10 protein-coding genes are annotated in these 20,203 nt (G+C 61.8%); 5 read left to right on the top strand and 5 right to left on the bottom strand.

Annotated elements, in window-relative coordinates:
* Positions 1–92 precede the first annotated feature (92 nt).
* Positions 93–248, top strand: a complete 156-nt coding sequence (locus CK222_RS32400; protein ID WP_176477682.1) for a hypothetical protein — start codon at positions 93–95, stop codon at positions 246–248.
* Between the two features lie 762 nt (positions 249–1,010).
* Here CK222_RS32400 and CK222_RS20240 read toward each other — a convergent pair.
* Complete coding sequence (locus tag CK222_RS20240) at positions 1,011–1,988, bottom strand: EamA family transporter (protein WP_095801554.1); 978 nt, start codon at positions 1,986–1,988, stop codon at positions 1,011–1,013.
* Between the two features lie 160 nt (positions 1,989–2,148).
* On the opposite strand from CK222_RS20240, the gene CK222_RS20235 reads away from it, so the two are divergent.
* Positions 2,149–4,113 carry a BTAD domain-containing putative transcriptional regulator gene (locus CK222_RS20235; protein ID WP_095801553.1) on the top strand — a complete coding sequence of 655 codons (1,965 nt, stop codon included), beginning with the start codon at positions 2,149–2,151 and terminating at the stop codon, positions 4,111–4,113.
* 378 nt (positions 4,114–4,491) lie between these two features.
* On the opposite strand, the gene CK222_RS20230 is transcribed toward CK222_RS20235, so the two are convergent.
* The 4 genes from CK222_RS20230 to CK222_RS32395 form a co-directional block, all read right to left on the bottom strand.
* Positions 4,492–5,820 (bottom strand): HlyD family type I secretion periplasmic adaptor subunit, encoded by a 1,329-nt coding sequence (locus tag CK222_RS20230; RefSeq protein ID WP_095801552.1) that lies wholly within the window; start codon positions 5,818–5,820, stop codon positions 4,492–4,494.
* Positions 5,817–7,670, bottom strand: a complete 1,854-nt coding sequence (locus tag CK222_RS20225) for a type I secretion system permease/ATPase (RefSeq protein ID WP_095801551.1) — start codon at positions 7,668–7,670, stop codon at positions 5,817–5,819. Before CK222_RS20225 ends, CK222_RS20230 begins: the two co-directional genes overlap by 4 nt.
* Before the next feature lie 118 nt (positions 7,671–7,788).
* Positions 7,789–10,695: a DUF5801 repeats-in-toxin domain-containing protein gene (locus CK222_RS20220; protein WP_095801550.1), complete on the bottom strand. Its 2,907-nt coding sequence runs from the start codon at positions 10,693–10,695 to the stop codon at positions 7,789–7,791.
* 27 nt (positions 10,696–10,722) lie between these two features.
* Entirely contained in the window at positions 10,723–10,878 is a 156-nt protein-coding gene (locus tag CK222_RS32395) for a hypothetical protein (RefSeq protein ID WP_176477681.1), read from the bottom strand.
* A gap of 1,881 nt (positions 10,879–12,759) precedes the next feature.
* On the opposite strand from CK222_RS32395, the gene CK222_RS20210 reads away from it, so the two are divergent.
* The 3 genes from CK222_RS20210 to CK222_RS20200 are packed head-to-tail and all read left to right on the top strand — an operon-like array spanning position 12,760 to position 20,197.
* A complete protein-coding gene (locus tag CK222_RS20210) occupies positions 12,760–18,552 on the top strand; it encodes a GAF domain-containing protein (protein WP_095801548.1) in 5,793 nt (1,930 codons plus the stop codon).
* The gene (locus tag CK222_RS20205; protein ID WP_095801547.1) at positions 18,549–18,938 is read left to right on the top strand and encodes a response regulator; all 390 of its coding nucleotides are present in this window, start codon (positions 18,549–18,551) and stop codon (positions 18,936–18,938) included. Before CK222_RS20210 ends, CK222_RS20205 begins: the two co-directional genes overlap by 4 nt.
* Complete coding sequence (locus CK222_RS20200; RefSeq protein ID WP_095801546.1) at positions 18,935–20,197, top strand: adenylate/guanylate cyclase domain-containing protein; 1,263 nt, start codon at positions 18,935–18,937, stop codon at positions 20,195–20,197. Before CK222_RS20205 ends, CK222_RS20200 begins: the two co-directional genes overlap by 4 nt.
* Positions 20,198–20,203: the final 6 nt, after the last annotated feature.

The raw sequence follows: 20,203 nt of genomic DNA, 5'->3' as shown, positions 1-20,203 counted from the left end.
TGGGCCACGTTGGGGGCCACAGAACATGCACTATTTTCCTCGGAGCCCGAACCATTGACACATGTGTAAGGGCCTATAGAGGCCTCGAAATCGTGAGCAGACTCATCGTCGGAACGCACCACCCCAAGGACGAGAGCCGCGACTTGCTGTGCACGATCCGCGACATAGCCGGGCGTCCGATCATGCGGATCAACGCGGAATCGGGCGCCGGGGTGGTGAGCGGGGAGAATGAAGAGCCCCAGCACTGAAGAGTGATCAGCGCCGGGGCTTTGGCCATTTACGCGGTACTCATCTACTCACACGGATGCCCGTCACCCTGGCAACGGGGATGGCTGGCATCTATCTAGCTGCTGCCGACGACGAAGGTGACGCTTTTCCTCGCCGGCTCCATCAAATGCTGTGGCGAGGATTTGGTTTCGGCGAAGGGACCAAATTGTTAGCCGTACGACTTATGTCCCAGTGGGGAACACCGACGGGCAAGCGATTTCAGATTTCTGGACGCTGCAAATGGGCCATGTCAATCACCGCCTGCTGAGTCGACAGCCGTGGCAGAGGCCCTAAAGAAAGCCCGACGCGAGTAACGCAGAACCGGGCTTTTCTTCGGGAGTGTGCGCACACTCAAAATCAGGCGACAACGTAGGAAGCTAGTTCTTCCCGGGGGGCCCGAGATGTATGTGGTTCGTGTCACCCCATCCATTGCCCGGGCGTGAGCCCCCCGATTTGGCGATCGCCCTAGAGTTCAGGCTCGTGCCGAGCAAGAGGGTTATGGCTGGTGGGGTCACCGCCGCAAAACGCCCCGCTTTCTTCAAAAAGTCCCGGCGCGCCTCGCCCTCTGAAACAAGCTTTTCGGAGTTCTTTTCCGTGAGTCTTGTGCTCTCATTTGACATGTCAGCACTCCTTCCGAGCATTTAAGTTTAGTTGCTGCATGGAAAGAAAGTAGTTCCCAAAAAGGCGTACCCGTCGGGGTGAAAGGCCCCGAGAGCAAATGGATGGCAGACGAGCGCGGCGCATCACCGGCAAGGATCATGGAACGCCTCCTCGGGAGCGGCGGTGGCAGGAGTCCGCCAGCCGGCCGCAAAGACGCGGACTCCGGCATTGGAAGCGCCGGCGTCGGGTCGCGAGGCAAGGTGCACAGGCGCACGGGTCGACATCGCGACCGACAGGATCGAACCGAGGATGATCGCCGCCCCCAGCGCGCCTATCGCTGAACACTGCTCGCCGAGGAAGATCGCCCCGCCCATGGCGCCGAAGATGCTTTCGGCGCTGACGATCACAGCGGCATGGCTGGCCGATGTGAAGCGCAGAGCTGCAATCTGTATGCCGAAGGCCACCGCGGTGGAGAAAACCCCGAGCACCGCCAGTTCAGGGCCGGCATCGGAAGCCGCTGCGAGGGACAAGTTGCCGTGCATAACTCCGAGCGGAAGCGCGAGCGCGGCGACGCCGAAGAATTGTGCCGCCGCGGCCGTGAAGGGACGGGCATGGGCTTGCATGTGCCGCCCGAGCTCGACCGTCCATAGCGCATAGCAGCCGGCCGACAGGAGGGCGGTGAGATCGCCGCCGCTGAGGCCGGCGATCCCACCGGCAAGAAGCAAGCAGCCGATCACGGTCGATCCGGCTGCGAGCATGAGAGCGGCGGTCGGACGTTCGCCCACGAGCAGCCAAGCGGCCAGCGGCGTTATCACCGTTGCGGTGCTGACCAGGAAGCTTGCATTGGTGACGGTGGCGCCGAGATAGCAGAGCTGCTGCAGCATGATGGAGCCGGCAAACAACACGACCACTCGGACCAGGCTGGAAAGCTGGGCTGCGCCGGCAGGGAGCCGCCGTTCGGTCAGCACGAAGGGCAGCACAAGGAGTCCGCCGATCAGGCAGCGCAGCCCAACGGCGCTCAGCGCATCGAGGTGATCGAGCACCGTCTTTTGCGCCACATTGCCGAAGCCCCACAGCCCGGCGGCAAGCAGCAGCAGCGAGTTGGCCGTGAGCTTTGACATTCGCCGCACCCCGGACCGAACCTGTGTTAGGTTCAGATATCTCTAATTCAGCGAAGTCTAATCGGAGCGCCGTTACGGCAGCGCTTGGGGCCGGGACGCCGGAGTTTCCGCAGCGTTAGTTTTGAGTTAGAATTTCGTCATTCTGAAAAGCTGCAAACAAATGCGAAATGGGGAAAGCATCGCAGCCAGTAAAGTCTCGCTCTTCGGCGGTTTCCAGATTGAGAAGGAATCCGGCGGTCCGGTCTGGCTGACCGGAAAGCGGGGCCCGGCGATACTCGCGTATTTGGCCCGCTGTCCGGGCATGGCGGCGCCACGAGAGAGGCTGGCCGACCTTTTGTGGGGCGATAGCGACAGCGAACACTCGCGCAACAGTCTGCGGCAAACTCTCAGCGTCCTGCGCCGGGATCTGTCACGAGTAGGCATGGATATCATCCATTCCCACAAGGAACTGATCGGCATCAGGCCGGGCGCGGTGCGAGTTGACGTGGAGGAGTTCGAAACGGGCCTGTCAGCCCGTTCTGCTTCGGAACTCGAAACGGCTCTGGCACTCTACGCCGGGCCATTTCTCGATGGCTATTACCTCGGCAGCAATGCGTTCGATGATTGGGCGGCATTGGAACGCGAAAGGCTGCTGGGCCGCGCTCTCGAGTCGATGGAGAAGCTCGCTCGTCTCGTGGATCCCGAAAGCGGATTGGCCGTGGCCGATCGGATCCTGGCCATGGAGCCGACGAGAGAGGAATCCTACCGGCTAAAGATGGAACTGCTTATTGCCTGCGGACAGCGAGACAAGGCGTTGCGAACCTTCGAGGCATGCAGAAGCGTATTGAAGAAGGAATTTGGTGTCGACGTCGGCCCGGAGACACGAGCGCTTTGGCAGACCCTCTCTGTCACCGATGCTTCTTCAGCTCAGCAGCCGGCAAATATGGTTCCGGCCGGTCACCGTCTCGGGCGTCCATCCATCGGTGTCGCCGACTTCGTCAATCTGACGGGAGAGCGAGCCGACGACTTCTTCGCCAAGGGTCTCGTCCATGACATCACCACGGCTCTTTCGGAAGTGGCCGACTATATCGTGCTCTCGGGGCTCACTGCGGTCGTCGGCGAGGCATCATCGGCTGGTTTGCGGGCCCGCTACACGCTCAACGGCAGCATCCAGAGATCCGGAGACGAGCTGAGGGTGAACATCCAGCTTGTCGACGCCGCCAACGGTCACAATGTCTGGGCCCAGAAATTCGACGGCCACTCGGAGAACGCGCTCGAATTCCAGGACAGGATCGCGCAGTCGGTTGTGCTGGCGGTCAGCCTCGAGCTTCAACTGACCAATTGGAAAGTTCGCGACAAGAGCCCGGCAGGCTCTCCCCAGGTGCGCAGGTTGGTGAATGAAGCGTTGATGAAGTACTTCCTGATGACCAGGGACTCGCTGTTGGTGTCGAAGGAACTCGCCGAGAAGGCTCTGTTGATCGCGCCCGAAAATGCCCGGGCAAAGCGGACACTCTCCATCGCGACGACCATGGGGCTTGCATTCGGCGCGCTGGCCGGCAAGCGGGAGCATGTCGACAACGCGATCCGGCTTGCCGAAGACGCGGTACGGACCGTGCCGGACGATGAAATCGCCCGCTGCATCCTGTCTTTTGCCTATTTGTGTGACGGTCGGGTCGACGAGGCAATTGTCGAATGCCGTCACGCGGTCAGCCTCAACCCGAGCTATCCGAGTGGCCATGGCGACCTTGGCGAGCTCTACGGCCTGCGAGGCCAGGTGAGCGAAGCGCTGCGCGCGGCCAATGAAGCGATCCGGCTCGGCGCGCATGATGTCATCGACTTCTGGCGTCACCATGGGCTGGCTGTCGCGCTGTTTGCCGGCGGCGACGATCGCCGGGCGCTCGAGGTCGCCCGCAGGGTCGCCAGGACAAAGCCCGGTTTCGTTCGCGGCGCTCTCTATTGGGCTGCCGCAGCTTCGGCGACTGGAAACAAGGAAGAAGCCTCACGCGCCATGCATCATTGCCTGTCGCAATTTCCGCATCTCAACCTGGGCAATGTCTGCCCTGGCTTCATGCCGCGCTATGTGAGGGATGATCATCACTCCCGGTTCCTCGATATGCTGTCGAGAGCCGGGCTTCCGGGTTCCTAACCGTGCAGCCGAACAAGCGCGTTTGCCGCCCAGACGCAAATTCTCCTTGGTTTCAACGCGACAGGCGCCAAATCAGCCTCAACGCTGGCAGCCGGCCGCATGGGCGCGCATCCATCGGCAGAGCCTGTGCTGCGCGTCATCGTTGAACGAAACTGGAGTTAGTGGCTTAACTCGTAGAGGGTGTCCGCTGCTCCCCCGCTCCCCCGTCAGGCATTTCTCGGAGGATGCGTCCTGCGCGCATCGCTGACCCACCAATGGCGGGAACCAAGGATCGATAATCATACGCAACACTGCCCTCTTCAACAGGCTATTGACTGCCTGTGTGCCTCCCGCTCAGAACATGAGCGCGGAAGTTTACGCCAACGGCGTTGGGACGAACTATTTCTCCCGCATGGCCCGGCGGAAATTTTGCGTGATCGGTTCGGCTAGGTAGGAAAGCACGGTGCGAGCACCCGTGCGGATCATCGTCTCGCTCGACATTCCCGGCAGCAGCTTGCGGCCCTCAAGCTTGGCGAGTTCGCCCTTGTCGATCAACACGGTCGCGGCGAAGTACGGCGCCCCGTTGTGCTCATCCACCATTCGGTCCGCAGACACGACCCCCACAAGACCCTCGAGTGGTGGCAGGTTATAGCGGGCGAAGGCCGGGAAGCTGACGTGCGCAGGCTGCCCGGGCGCGATCGTTTCGACATCCTCCGGTTTGACCAAAGCCTCGACCACGAGCTGTTGCCCGAGCGGGACGACCGTCATCAACGTCTCACCGGGTTTCACGACTCCGCCTGCCGTGTGGACCTTCAGGTCCATGACGATGCCGTCAACTGGTGCAACGATATCTGTACGGGTAAGCACGTCCTTCGCCGAACGCGCCTGCTGTCCGAGGTCAAACAACTCCGCCTCGACCTTGCTTAACTCATCGACGGCCTCGTTTAGCCGCACAGTGTTGAGGTTCAAGATCTGCATGTCGATCTCGGAGATGCCGCTTCTGGCGCGAGCGATCGCCGCAACGTGGGTGGCGCGCTCCCCCTCGATCTCCCGTTGCTGCCGTTTGAGTGACAGGTTCCGCTCGCGGGTGGTCAACCCCTTCTCGAGCAGACTTTCGAGATCTTTTGTTTCCCCTTCGATTGCTTCGATCTGCTTGTCCTCGGTGACGATCAATTCTTCAAGCCCAGTTATCTCTTCCGCGGCCTGGCGGCGGCGCTGGCCGAGAATTTTCCGCTCGTCCTCCAAATTGTGGTATTTCGCCGCGAACACGTCGCGCTGCGCGGCGACCGCGTCTCTTGCGGCGGCTGGACTTGCAAGCAATGCCGGATCGAAGTCGATTTCGGCCTTGCCGTCACGCTCGGCCCTGAGACGCGCGGCCAGCGCCTCGCGCGCCGCAATCCGGTTCTGGATAAGGTCAAGCTGTGCCTTTGCCTGGGTGCTGTCGAGCCGGATGAGGACCTTGCCCGCCTTGACGATATCGCCATCGGCCGCATTCAACTCCGCGATGATGCCGCCTTCGAGGTGCTGGATGAGCTTGTGGTCGCCAGCGACCTTGACAACGCCTGGTGCCACAGCGGCGCTGTCCAACGGTGCCAGCGCCGCCCACCCCCCGCCTAGGCCGAAGAACAGCAACATGATTGCGAACCCGGTGAGCTTCACGGCCCCGAGGCGCAGGGGTACTGGTTCAAGCACCGAGGCTGGCGGGCGGGGTAGCGGGACCACGTTCATGGCTGCTCCTGGCTAGATGGTTGCGCAGCACCTGCATCGCGACCGGGAAAGGCGCCGGAAACAAGATTGAAGTTTGGCGACAGTTTTTGGGAAGCGTATCGGCGGGCCGGATTGGGGATGCTGTGTTCGTTCGCCGCTACGGTCGGGAGTTGATTCGCCTCACGGACGCGCCGGGCGAGTTCGTTGAACACGGGGTCGCGCGGGCCGAACAGGTCCTGTGCGCCGTGGGTAAGCACCAATACCTTGTCGACCTTGTCCAAGATGCTTGGCCGGTGCGAGATCAAGATCAGGGTCGTTCCCGCCGCTTTGAGCCCACCAATGACTGTAGCTAGTGCCTGCTCGCCTTCGTGGTCGAGATTGGAGTTAGGCTCGTCAAGCACGAGGAACGCTGGGTCGCCGTAGAGCGCCCGCGCCAGTCCGATGCGCTGGCGTTGTCCGCCCGACAGCGCCGCACCACCTTCACCGATCTCCGTGGCATAGCCCTTCGGCAGCCCCTTGATCAGTTCGTGCACGCCGGCCAATTGCGCGGCCTTGACCACGTTGTTGAAGACCGTCGGGTTAAGCGGCGCGAAGCGACAGATGTTTTCGGAGACAGTACCGGCGAAGAGCTCGATATCCTGTGGCAGGTAACCGACGTGTCGACCACGATCCTCGGCCGCCCATTCGACAACGCTCATGCCGTCGAGCAACGCGCGACCGCCGGTCGGGCGCCAAGTACCAGCCAGCACTCGCGCCAGACTCGTCTTGCCTGCCGCGCTCGGGCCGATCAAGGCCATTGCTTCGCCGGGCTTGAGTTGGAAGCTGATCCCTCGCAGGATCGGTTCGCCACCCTGCCTGGCGAGCATAATGTTGTCGGCCTCAAACTTGCCTTTCGGACGCGGCAACGGCAGGGCCGATGTGGCCTCCGGTCGCTGACCGGCAATTGCGGCGAGACGCTTGTAGGCAGCCCGCGCCCCGATCGTCGCTTTCCAGGTGCCGATCGCCTGTTCAACCGGGGCCAATGCGCGACCCATCAGAATTGACGCGGCGATCATGATGCCGGGTGAAGCTTCGTTTCTCAGCACCAGATAGGCGCCGAGGCCGAGAACGGCCATCTGCAAGGCCAGCCGGAAAGCGCGCGCGAGGGCCGAGATGGTGCTGGATCGGTTGCTGGCGAGGGATTGTCCTCTGTTAGCTTCGTCCTGCTGGGCTTTCCAGCTCTCGAGCAGGGGATTCAACATGCCCATGGCCTGGACGACCTCGGCGTTACGGATCGTTTGCTCGGCCTGCATGTAAGCCCGCATCTGGGCGACTGCGGCTTCCGCCATTGGCTTGCGGGTCAGGTACTCGGTGAGAAACGCCAGAGCGAACAGCACGATACCGCCGCAGGTTGCCAGCCAGCCCAACCAAGGGTGCATGAGGAAGATGGCGCCCAAGAAAATCGGTGCCCAGGGTGCGTCGAGGATCGGGTAGATGCTCGGGCTGGTAAAGAAATTCCGCACCTGGTCGAGATCACGCAGCGCGCGGGCGTTGATCTGACCGGGAGCCGAGGCGGCGTATTCAACCGATGCGGCCAGGAGAACCGGTGCCAAGCGCGCGTTCAACCATGTCCCGACTTTGGCCAGAAGACGCGCGCGGACCACCTCTAGCCCCGCCATCGTGGCGAGCGCTGCCGCCGCCATCAGCGACAGCATCACCAACGTCTCCAAGCTGTGGCTGCTCAACACGCGGTGATAGACCTGGAGCATGTAGAACGCGCCGGTCAGCATCAGAATGTTGATACCGGCGCTGAACCAGATAAGCGGCCTTATAGCGCGCCTGGCTTCTTTGATCACCGCCTGCAGGGCAGAGGGTCGTGGGGACTTCATCATGCTGTATATGCCGTGTGTTAGAGGTTGACGCTTTGGTTTGAGCCGTTTTGCGCGGAGCGAGTGATTATCTCGATGTGGAGATGGGAGGCGGCGTGAACCGCCTCCCGTTGGTCAGATGCTAGGCAACGACGTCGACCAGCAGGTGCTGGACGCCCGTCGTATCCCCGTCGGCATCCTGGATGTTGACCGCGAAGTCGAGATTCGCGCCGATCTGCCCGGAAGTCGTCTGGATGAAGCCGATATCCGTGATCTTGAGAACGTCGTTATCCGCGGCTTCCCAAGTTTGCAGCGCGCCGCCACCTGTGCCGCTCGCAACGCCAGTGCTTGAACCTTCAACCGCCACGGTGTTCGGATTGTCGGTCACTCGGTTCAGGTTGATGGCATCGCCGGACAGCCCGTTGCCGGACTGCATGATCTGCATACCCTGAACTTGATAGTGCTCGGTGGAGGTGTTGTAGTCGTTGCTCTCGATGATCACGAGGGCGTCGTTGTTGTCGAGCGTGAACTCCGTACTATAGGGCGAAGGCACTGTATTGCCCTTGAAGAAGTCCGCGTTCTGCACGTAGATCGACTTCGTGGTGTGCACGTCGTCGGCGGTAGATACGGTACCCTTGTCATCGATCAGGTCGAGGATCACGATAAGATCTTCGCTGTTGCCGATGCCGTCGAACTTGATGGCGATAGCGTCCACCTTGTCAGTCGGCACGAGCTTCTCGTCGCCACCACCCGGGGCACCCGGGTTCACGTCGCCCAGAATGTTCTGGTTGAAGAACCGCAGGGTGAGCAGTTCGCCCTTCTGGATCGTGTCACCGGCCACGCCGTTGGTCGACTGCGTGGCGGATACCCAGTCCTCGAAGTTGCTGGTGACGAACTGCCCGGTGTTGAACGTTGTATCACCTGCAATCGGTGAACCGTCACCCGTCCCGTTAAAACCGAAGGGGCTGCCGCTGGGGTTCGAGTTCGCCGTGAACTGCACATAGAACCCGTCACTATCGGCCGGGTTCGGGCCGGTATCAGCGTGATCCAACTCCGTCACCACGATTTGTGGGTGGCCGGTGTTGCCGGGAGGTGCTTTCGCCAACAGCTCCGAAGAGTGGAAGACGTTGAAGCTGAACCCGTCGATCACGTCGTTCAATTGGATGGAGTACGTGCCCGCAACCTTGTCGAAGGTCAACGTGCCACCCGCCGTCGCGTCCTGCACGCCGGCGGTGATCGGATCCTTGTCGTAGTGGAACGAGAAGGAGAACTGCGCACTGGTGGCGCTCTCCGAAACGAGTGCCGTCTGGACGTTGGTGATATTCGGGTTCATCGCGTTATCGACCGTGCCGGTGAGCACCAGCTGCTGGATACCTGCCGCTGCACCAGCATCACCGAAGTCGGAGTGGGTGGCGTCGTAAACCAGGCGACCATCCGCGCCGATGCTGTACTTGAAGGCTCCGTCAGCCGGTGTGTTCAGTACGTTGTGCAGGGTCTCGTGTTCGATTGCTACGGTACTGGGGTCACCGTCGAATGGCTTCGTGATCGTGGGAGCATCATCGGTGAAGACAAGATTCTGGCCGATATTCAGGATAGCCGAGGCACTATCACCGTCCTTGTCGGTGATGGTCGCCGTCAGCTTGATCAGGTTGTCCGTCGTCAGGGTCTCGGTATCGTTCGGCCCGTTGTTGGGGTCGTGGATGACAGCCCGGATCTGGTCGAGCGTGACTTGACCGGAGGCGTCCACGCTCACCGTGAAAACCAAATCACCGCTGACAGCGGTCTTGCCCTCGACGACACCTGAGTTGTTGACCGACAGGTTGACCGCCTGTCCGGTCAGCGTGTCGACCAGACCCGACGCACCTGCGACCACGCTCAGGGCGTAGGTGATACCGGCTGAACCGTCCTTACCGGCGTTTGAGCTGAACTGGGTTGCGAAGCTCTTGGTGTCGTTGGTGCCTAGGGTTGACTCGTCCACGCTCACGATCAGGTTGTCGAGCGGCGCGCTGATGCTCGGCGCGTCATCCTTGAAGACAAGGTTGTCGCCGATATTCGCGGTATCCGAGTCGGTGTCGCCGTCGGCGTCGACGATCGTCGCCGTCAGGGTGACGAGGTTGGCGGCCGAGAGGCCGGTCGACTGGTCGGGCCCGGTGTTGGGGTCGTGCTTGATGGCAAGCAGCTGGGTGAGCGTGACGTCACCGTCGGCGTCCACGGCAACCGTAAACGCCAAAGTTTTTGTGGTCTCCGTGCGACCCTCGATAACGCCGTTGTTGTCGACCAGGTTGATACCCTCGTTGAGATCGGTAGCGATCAGGCCAGATGCGCCGCCCGGTGTACCGAGCGCGTAGGTGATGCCGGCTGCGCCGAGACCGTCGGTGCCGGCGTCGGAGGTGAACGCACCCGCGAAGTTGTCGGTGTCGCTGCTGTTGGGGGTGTCGGTGTCGTCGGTGGTGAGCGTCGGCTCTGAACCGTTGGCCGTGATTGTCGGGCCGTCATCGTCGACGTTGATGTGGTCGCCGATCGGCGTCGACACCTCGGACAAGGCGCGGACTTTCAGGATATCGCTGAAGTCCACCCTGTCGTCGGGGTCAGGGTTAGTCGGGTGATCGATCGCCTCGAAAGTGATCGCCTGGACCGTGCCCGACGTGTTGGTGGCATTAGGAATGATGTAAAAGGCTGCGACGAGATCGCCGCTCGCATCCCTCGCTTCCACCGCGCTGCCGTTCTGCACCGTGGTCAGGAAGATTTCCTCGCCGTCAAGAGTAAACAGACCGGACGAGGCGTGGTTCAGGGGTGAGAACTCCAGCTCAGCGATAGTTTCGCCAGATGACGGCGTTACGCTGACGAGACCGATCTGACTGGCCGCCTCCGCGGTATCGGCGTAGGCCAACTGCGCGGCGGACAGGTTGAGACCATTGAGATAGGTCAGAAATGCGGCGTCGAGACTGCCGCTAATGACGCCATTTACGACGGAAATAGCGACGTCGTCGTCGGTGGTACCGGCGGACTGGTCGAGTACCAGATCGCCTACGATAGTGATGGTAGCCATGATGTTCGTCCTTTCCGGGGTGATTGGTCAGTTCTGCACATCGTTCACCGTAGCCGCGGTTGTGCGCGGCTTCGGACTCTCATCCGGAGGCCATGGGATCGGCGCTGGTAGCGGCGGCGTCGTCTGAATCCGCGACGTCCGGTCGAGGACCAGCGTGCCGTTGAGGAAGATGGTGATCGTCATGATCCCCTCTCCGTTTCAATGCGGCTGGCGCGATATATCAGCCCCAACACTGGCAACCGGCCGCATGGGCGCGCATCCGCCCGCAAGCCGGGGCTGCGCGTCATCGTTAAAGGAAACTGGAGTTTTGCGGATTAGCTCGGGGTAGAGGGTGTTGAGGGGGCCGCCATTCCCCCGCTCCGTGCCCCGCTAAGCAATTCTAGGCGGATGCGTCCTACGCGCATCGGCAACCCACCAGCGGCGGGCACCAAGAACCAACGATGAGGGCATACTCAACCCCGCCCCTCTTCAACAGGCTATTGACTGCCTGTACGCCTCCCGCTCACAACATGAGCACAAAAAGTTTACTCTCATTTGTGGAAAGTTAAACTTAGACCTTTGATGTTTTGGGACATGAATGAAGTGGAAATGGTCCCCTTCTTAAGTGGGACTTTTGTCCCTTTGATTACTGCCGGCGGAGTTGAGCAACGAGAGACCGCCCCACGCAAGCGACGGCCGCCGATGACCATAATGGAATTGGCGCTGTAGGAGTGTCGACTTGGCAGAGCTCACGGGCAAGCGAACTTTTGGGCATCAGAAATTCCAACCATCTCAGCGATAACGGCAGTCATCGATTCAGGGCACCTCAGCGCTAAAGGGAGGGCTTTGACCGGAATCATGAAGGTGGGGTGTGCAGTCGTGCAACACGGGCAGCCGGTAATCAAGCGGACAGATTGTTGAGCCGGGATTTTATACAATAATCGATCAGGACCCGTCACCCAAGTTGCAGAGATCCCGCTGCGACAGCGACTGAAATCGCGTGAATCTTTCCGGCCCAGGTGGGTATCTGCACATAATTTCTCCCCGTACAGTGCAGATCATGATCTTAACAACCACGTCGAAGACGAAACGCTGTTTGAACTGATATGCTGTGGTAAATAAGCAGGACGATGCACAAGCCAGGTTTGCGCATCGGACCTCACTCGAGCTAAATTGCCTCGTAGTGGTCATATTTCAAGCATGCAGTTCTCATGTCGTCCGTACCAGGCACGCGGGCGTTTGGAAGCAGTCACCATGGCTCTCGCCCCAAACTTGGAAGCAAGCGTGTTAGTCACACGGCCTGGGGATTCCGTGCAACTCGACATCCTCACCAAAGCCTTGAACGAGTACCGCGAGAAGCATCGCATCATGCCGCAAGGATGAGCGGGAAGAAATCACGCTCAAGCTCTTCTGCCTTTTTGAACAAGGCTTAGAGGACCTGGTCTTCGATCAAAAACTCCGTTTATTGCAACGACCCTGACGCATCAGCAAAGCACCCCGAGCCGCAGACAAGCGATTCTCAGGGTTCCTGAATGCAAGCCCGCCGGAGCTCGATGACCTTGGGAGTTACTCGCCGGCTTCTTATCGCCGTCAACGGCACCGATCAGCGCTCCAAACTGATATTCGGGATCACCGGATCCCGCATCTGATCGGGCGGAAGACCGAACGGCCACAACATAGGCCGTCACTCCTTCGCCGTGAAACTTGGCCGAGACAGATTAGATGTCAACCGACGTCGGTAAGCGCTAGCGAGCGATTGGCCTCCGCCCGCTCATATTCCGCACCCACGTGTTGTTGCGCGTCATGACGAAGGCGGGAACCCGGTGATGCGGTAGTGCTGCTCGCCGGGATCTGCGCCGAGGGCGACAAGCAACTGTCGGCCCCGGCGCGACAGGATGCCTAAAGTTTGGTCGGACTCCTCGGCCAAGTGTCGATCTATAGGCTGTTTGGCGACCGGAAGGGATCAAGAGCCAGCGATGCCTGGTTCGAGAACATCAATCTCGCGCTCGCCCGCGAGCCGTTGCCTGCATGAGGCGCTGCTAATATGGTTGCCACTGCGGAGGCAGCGTCTGACGAGTTGGAACCATGGAGTCGCGCCCAAAGGTGTCGAAGGCTAATCGTGGGCGTCAAGTCCACCTCGACGACACTGAAGTTGGCTCAGTCCAGAAAAGCCGCGGAATCGGCAAGAAGGCAGGCGGGAAAGAACCTTCGTCGGAGGCCGTCCTACGCGGCGAACTTGCGCAAGCACATGCTCAGCTCGATGCAACTGCTGATGTGCTGAGGATCATTGGTCGTTCGGCGTTCAACCTGCAGATCGTCCTCGACAGATTAACCGTATCCGCTGCTCGCCTGTGCAAAGCAGATATGGCTGGAATATGCCGTCGCAGCGAGAGCGACGGGTTCTACTGCGCCAGCAGCCTTGGTTTTGCCGATGACTGGCTGGCCTACAACAGGGATCGGCGCCTCGATACGGGGCGCGGCAGCGTTGTTGGGCGGGTGCTCCTGGACGGCGCGCTCGTCCAGGTTGCCGATGTCCTTGCGGACCCTGAATACACGTTTCTCGAGCCCGCGAGGAAGGCAGGTTACCGCACGTTCCTAGGGGCTCCGCTAATGCGGGACAACAGGGCCATCGGCGTCCTGGTCCTCGCTCGCAGGGCCGTTGCGCCGTTCAGCACAAGTCAGATCTCCCTAGTGGAAACGTTCGCCGATCAAGCGGTGATCGCAATCGAAAACGCCCGGCTCTTCCAGGAGGTCGAGATACGCAGCCGGGAGATATCGGAGGCTCTCGACCAGCAAACAGCGACGAGCGACATCCTGCGCGTCATTGCGGCATCACCGACCAAGCTGGAGCCGGTACTGAAGGCGGTGGTGGAAACGGCCACCAGACTTTGCGACGCCTATGATGCAGCAATCCTGCTGAGGGAGGGCGACGACCTGGTGCTCGGCGCTCATTTTGGACCGATCCCGATCGACTTTACGAGCTGGCCGGTGACCAGAGACTGGACCGCCGGTCGGTCCGTGGTGGATGCGCAAACGATTCAGGTGGGCGACCTCCAGTCCGCCGGCTCGGAGTACGCCTCAGGCCGGGCAATGGCCGTGCGGCTCGGTCACCGCACGATTTTGGCCAGCCCTTTGTTGCGCAAGGGTACGGCAATCGGGACCATAGTCATGCGTCGCACTGAAGTGAGGCCTTTCACCGAAAAGCAGGTCGAACTCCTGAAGACCTTCGCCGACCAGGCGGTGATTGCGATCGAGAACGTGCGGCTATTCGAGGAGGTGCAGGCCCGCAGTGCCGAATTGCGCGAGGCGCTGACGCAGCAGACGGCGACTGCTGATGTGCTCAAGGTCATCAGCCGCTCGACGTTCGACCTGCAGGCCGTGCTTGACGAGCTCGCCAGCTCGGTCGCTCGTCTGTGCAAGGCCGACAGTGCTTCCATCGCTATCCGGCAAGCGAGCGGCGAAGTCGTCGAGCTTGCGACCTTTGATGAGTCCCATGCCGCTTCTCCTACCTCTATGAAGGACTACGTCTACGAACCAGGTCGCGGGACGTGCGTGGGCAGGGTGCTGCTCGAAGGCAGGACCGTGCAAATTCCGGATGTACTGGAAGACCCCGAATATACGCTCCTGAAACAGCACCCGACTCTGGACTTCCGTACGGCACTTGCTGTCCCGATGCTCCGCGAAGGAGTTGTCATAGGAGTCTTCGCTCTTACTCGATCCAAGCCAAGGGGCTTCTCGCCAAAACAGATCGAGCTCGTCGAGACCTTTGCCGACCAGGCTGTCATTGCAATCGAGAACGTGCGCCTGTTCGAGGAGGTGGAGGCGCGCAATCGCGAGATCTCGGAAGCCCTGGAGCAGCAGACGGCGACCGGCGATATCCTGCGCGTCATCGCCGCGTCACCGACGGACATCCAGCCGGTGCTGCAAGTGGTGGCCGAGAGCGCCGCGCGATTCTGCGACACCCATGACGCAATCATATTCCTCGAGAAGGACAACATGCTCGTGCCCAAAGCGCATCACGGGCAAATTCCCTTCGATCTCCCGCCGATGCCGACCACCCGCGATTGGGTTCCCGGTCGCGCCTTCGTCGACCGGGAGACGGTGCATATCGTGGATGTCGCAGCGGCCGGCGAGGAATTCCCGATCAGCAAGGAACTCGCCGAGCGGTTCGGGCACATGACGATGGCAGCCACGCCGCTGATACGGGAGGAGCAGGCCATCGGGACGCTGGTCATCAGGCGTATGGAGGTTCGCCCGTTCAGCGACAAGCAGATCAACCTGCTCAAGAACTTCGCCAACCAGGCCGCGATTGCGATCCAGAACGTCAGGCTGTTCGAGGAAGTCCAGGCGAGGACGCGCGAGCTCGGCGAGGCATTGCAGCAGCAGACGGCGACGGCTGACGTCCTGAAATCGATCAGCCGCTCGACCTTTGACCTGCAGACAGTGCTCGACACTCTGACGGCTTCGGCTGCGCAGCTGTGCGAAGCCGACATGGCCGGCATCGCGCGGCAAGAAGCGGAAGGCTACTACTACGCCACAAACTACAACCTTCCCAACGACTGGCTGGAGTTCGTTAAGGACAAGCATTTTACGCCCGGACGCGGTACCGTCCTCGGGCGCGCACAACTGGACCGCAACATCGTTCACGTGACTGATGTTCTTGCCGATCCGGATTACACCTTTCTGGATTCGGCGAAGACCATCTGGTTCCGCACGGTGCTGGGCGTGCCGCTCATGCGAGAGGATGAGCCGATCGGCGTTCTTATCCTGGCGCGCCGGCACGTCACCCCTTTCTCCGACAAGCAGATCGACCTCATTCAAACTTTCGCCGATCAGGCCGTGATCGCCATCGAGAACGTCAGGCTGTTCGAGGAGGTCCGGGCGCGGACGCGTGAACTGAGCGAAGCGCTCAATCAACAGACCGCTACCGCGGACGTGCTCAAGGTGATCAGTCGGTCGGCTTTCGATCTTCAGCCGGTCTTGCAGACGCTATCCGACTCGGCGGTGCGTCTGTGTGGCGCCGACATGGGTGGGATCACGTTGCGCGAGGGCGACGCCCTGCGGTTCATGGCAGGCTCGGGTCAGGAGCCGGAGCTGTTTGCCTACGAGATGGCTCATCCGCACCCGATAGAGCGAGGCACTTTCCAGGGTCGTGCAGCCCTTGAAGGGGCGACGATCCACGTGCCCGACGTATCGCTGGATGCGGAATACGAAAGGCCTGAAGCAGCCGCCACCGGCAATTTCCGCGCGGTACTTTCGGTGCCTCTCAGGCGGGGCGATGAGGTCATAGGGGTCTTCGGAATGGCGAGACGAGCTGTCGGGCCGTTTGCGCAGCGCCAGATCGAACTCCTGGAGAGCTTTGCTGACCAGGCGGTGATCGCGATCGAGAACGCGCGGCTGTTCGACGAGGTACAGGCGCGCAACAGAGAGATTTCGGAAGCGCTGGAGCAGCAGACGGCGACCGGTGAGATCCTCAAGGTGATTGCATCTTCGCCGACCGACATCCAGCCGGTTCTCCAGGTCGTCGCAGAGAGCGCCGCCCGGTTTTGTGATACTAGCGACGCGGCCATCCTTCTGATCCAGGACGGGAAACTGGTCGGTAAAGCTCATTACGGTCCGATCCCGTTCCAGCTCCCTCCGATGCCCCTAACCCGGGACTGGATCACCGGCCGCGCGGTCGTTGACGCGCGGACTTTGCACGTTCACGACATGACGGCCGAAGAGGCGGAGTATCCTCTCAGCCACGCTCTGGCATGGCAGTTCGGCTTCCACACGATCGCTTCCACGCCGCTGCTGCGCGAGAGCGAGCCGATCGGTGCGATTGCGGTCAGGCGCGATGAGGTCAGGCCGTTCAGCGACAAGCAGATCGAACTACTCAAAACGTTTGCGGACCAGGCAGTGATCGCCATCCAGAACGTCAGGCTGTTCGACGAGCTGCAGGCTCGCACCACGGAACTCAGCGAAGCTCTGGCACAACAGACGGCAACCGCCGACGCGCTCAAGATCATCAGCCGCTCTACGTTCGATCTCCAGGCCGTTCTGGATACGCTGGCGCAGTCGGTGGCGCGGCTGTGCGAAGCCGATACCGCGACCGTCATGCGTCAGAGCGGCGACAACATCTTCGAAGCATCGCGCTGGGGTTACTCGGCCGAGTTCGACGACTACATGAAGAGGGCCGACAAAGGGCCGGGGAGAGGCTCGATAGCCGGACGCGTCCTGCTCGAAAGGAGGACCGTTCAAGTCGCCGACGTGCTTGCCGATCCCGAATATGCCCTCCGCGAAGGCCAGAAGCTGGCGGGCTTCCGGACCGTGCTCGGTGTGCCCTTGCTGCGCGAGGGCAATCCAGTCGGTGTCTTCATCCTGACGCGCACGACCGTGAATCCCTTCGCGGTCAGGCAGATCGAGCTGGTGGAGACATTCGCCGACCAGGCGGTCATCGCTATCGAAAACGTGCGGCTATTCGAGGAGGTGCAGGCACGCACGGCCGAGGTGAGCGAGGCCCTGGAGCAGCAGACCGCAACCGCGGACGTCCTCAAGGTGATCAGCCGCTCGGCGTTTGATCTGGAGGTCGTGTTCCAGACGTTGCTTGAGTCGGCTGCACGGCTGTGCGCCGCGGATTGCGGATCGCTTTCGCGCAGGGACGGCGACCTCTACAGGGTCGTAGCCTGGGTCGGCTTCTCCGAGGAGTATCGCGCCTACGAAGCGGCACATCCTCATGCGCTCGGGCGTGGCACGTTGCACGGACGGGCGGCGCTGGACCGCAGGACGGTCCAGGTTCCGGACGTCCGGCTGGATTCGCAATATGCGAGGCAGGAGGCCTCGGCCATGGGGGGCTTCCGCGCGGTTCTTGCGGTCCCGATCCTGCGCGAGGGGGAAGCGGTCGGCGTGCTTGCGTTGGGACGCCGCACCCCCGGCCCTTATACACCGCGCCAGGTCGAGCTCGTCGAAACTTTCGCCAACCAGGCGGCCATCGCCATCGAGAACGCCCGTCTCTTCGACGCGGTCCGCAACCGCTCCGAGCAGCTATCCCGCTCTCTGGAAGATCTTCGCACGGCCCAGGATCGCCTGATCCAGACGGAGAAGCTCGCCTCGCTCGGCCAGCTAACGGCCGGCATCGCGCACGAAATCAAGAACCCGCTCAACTTCGTCAACAACTTCGCATCGTTGTCGGGCGACCTGCTCTCCGAATTGAACGAGGCCATTGACCGGACCGCGGCCGACCCGTCGGTCCGCACCGAGATCGACGAGCTGATGACGATGCTGCGCGGCAATCTTGCCAAGGTCGAGCAGCACGGCCGGCGCGCCGACTCCATCGTCAAGAACATGCTCCTGCATTCCAGGCAGGGTTCCGGCGAGCATCGGCCGACCAGCATCAACGCCGTCGTCGAGGAGAGCCTGAACCTCGCCTATCACGGCGCGCGTGCGGAGAAGCAGGGCTTCAACATCACGCTCGAACGGGATCTCGATCCTGCGGCCGGAGAGGTCGATCTCTATCCGCAGGAAATCACGCGGGTGCTGCTCAACCTCATCTCGAACGGGTTCCATGCCACGACCAGCCGGCAGGCACAGACGGACGACGCCTACGAGCCGGTCCTCGCCGCTTCGACGAAGGACCTCGGCGATCGCGTGGAGATCAGGATCCGGGACAACGGCACCGGTATTCCACCCGAGGTGAGGGAGAAGATGTTCAATCCCTTCTTCACGACCAAGCCCGCCGGAGAGGGGACCGGTCTAGGATTGTCGCTCAGCCACGACATTGTGGTGAAACAGCATGCCGGCACCATCGAGGTGGCGACCGAGCCGGGCGAGTTCACCGAATTCAGGATCGTTCTGCCCCGAAGCGCCGCTTCGCTCGGCAAGCAGGAGGCAAACCCGTGACGCTTCTCATTCTCGTAGTCGACGACGAGCCGGACGTGGAGGCGCTGTTCAAGCAGCAGTTCCGGCACGACCTCCGCGACGGCCGGTTCACGATGGAGTTTGCGCCGTCGGGCTCGGAGGCGCTGGCGCTGATCGAGCAGGCCACAAACGTCACGCTGATCCTCATCCTCTCCGACATCAACATGCCCGGCATGAGCGGCCTCGATCTCCTGCCGAGGGCACGCGCGGCGCGTCCCGATGTGCCTGTCATCATGATCACCGCCTACGGCGACGCCGAAACCAAGCGCAGGGCGCTCGAGTCGGGTGCCGAGGCGCTATTGACCAAGCCCATCGATTTCATCGCCCTGCGTGCGGAGATCGAGACGCGGATCGGAAGGGCAGCGTGAGCGCCCGCATCCTTGTCGTCGACGACGAGCCGGACCTCGAAAGCCTCCTGCTGCAGAAGTTCCGGCACCAGGTCCGCGACGGGTCGGTCAGCTTCCTGTTTGCCCGCGACGGGCTGGACGCGCTGGAACTGCTCGAGCGGAACGGCGACGTCGACATGATCGTCTGCGACATCAACATGCCGCGCATGGATGGCTTGTCCTTCCTGCAGAAGCTCCAGGAAGCCGAGCGGCAGCTGTCGACGATCATAGTCTCGGCCTATGGCGACATGGGCAACATCCGCACTGCCATGAACCGCGGCGCATTCGATTTCCTGATGAAGCCGATCGATTTCATCGACCTCGAGGCGACGATCGCCAAGACGCTCAGGCATCTGGAGACGCTGCGCGAGGCGCGGCGGCGTCAAGCCGCGGCCGAACGCGCTCACGCTGCGCTGTCGCGCTATTTCTCGCCGAACCTCGCGGCACGCCTGGCAAGCGATGCCGACGCGGCGGGTCTAGCCGGGCAACGACGCGAGGTCGCGGCACTTTTCACCGACATCGCCGGCTTCACCACGCTCGTCGAGACGATGGAGTCGGACACGCTCGGCGAGCTGCTCAACGACTACCTCAACGACTATCTTGCGGGAATGACTGACATCGTCTTCCGGCATGAGGGAACGGTGGCCAAGGTGGTGGGTGACGCCTTGCACGTCCTGTTCGGCGCACCCAGCGAACAACCCGACCACGCCGTCCGCGCGGTCGCCTGCGCGCTCGAGCTCGACGCCTTCTCCGAGGCCTTCCGCGTCGAGTGGCGAATGAAGGGCATCGTGCTCGGGCCGACGCGTATTGGGGTCAATGCCGGACTGGCGATAGTGGGCAATTTCGGCGGCCTTCGCTTCTTCGAATACACGGCCTACGGCGACACCATCAACATCGCGGCGCGGCTCGAGGCCGCGAACAAGCAGCTCGGCACGCGCATCTGCGTCAGCGAGAGCGTGGCGCGGGCGGTGCCGGATTTCCGCGGCCGCCCGGTCGGCGACCTCGTGCTGAGGGGCAGGACCGAGCCGCTCAGGGCGTACGAGCCGTTGCCGCCCGGTCGGGGCGAGGACGATTCAGCCGATGGGTACCGATCGGCGTTCGCGCGCCTGGAAGCCGACGATCCGGGCGCGATTGGAGCCTTCGCCGCGGAAGTTGGAAAGCGCCCCGGCGATCAGCTGGCGAGCTTTCACCTGAAGCGGTTGCTCAATGGAGCAAAAGGCATCCGCATCCAGATGGATTGAGGAAAC

Origin of the sequence: Mesorhizobium sp. WSM3866, assembly GCF_002294795.1 — a bacterium.
Classification (GTDB): domain Bacteria; phylum Pseudomonadota; class Alphaproteobacteria; order Rhizobiales; family Rhizobiaceae; genus Mesorhizobium.
This window is presented reverse-complemented; position numbering and strand designations above follow the sequence as displayed.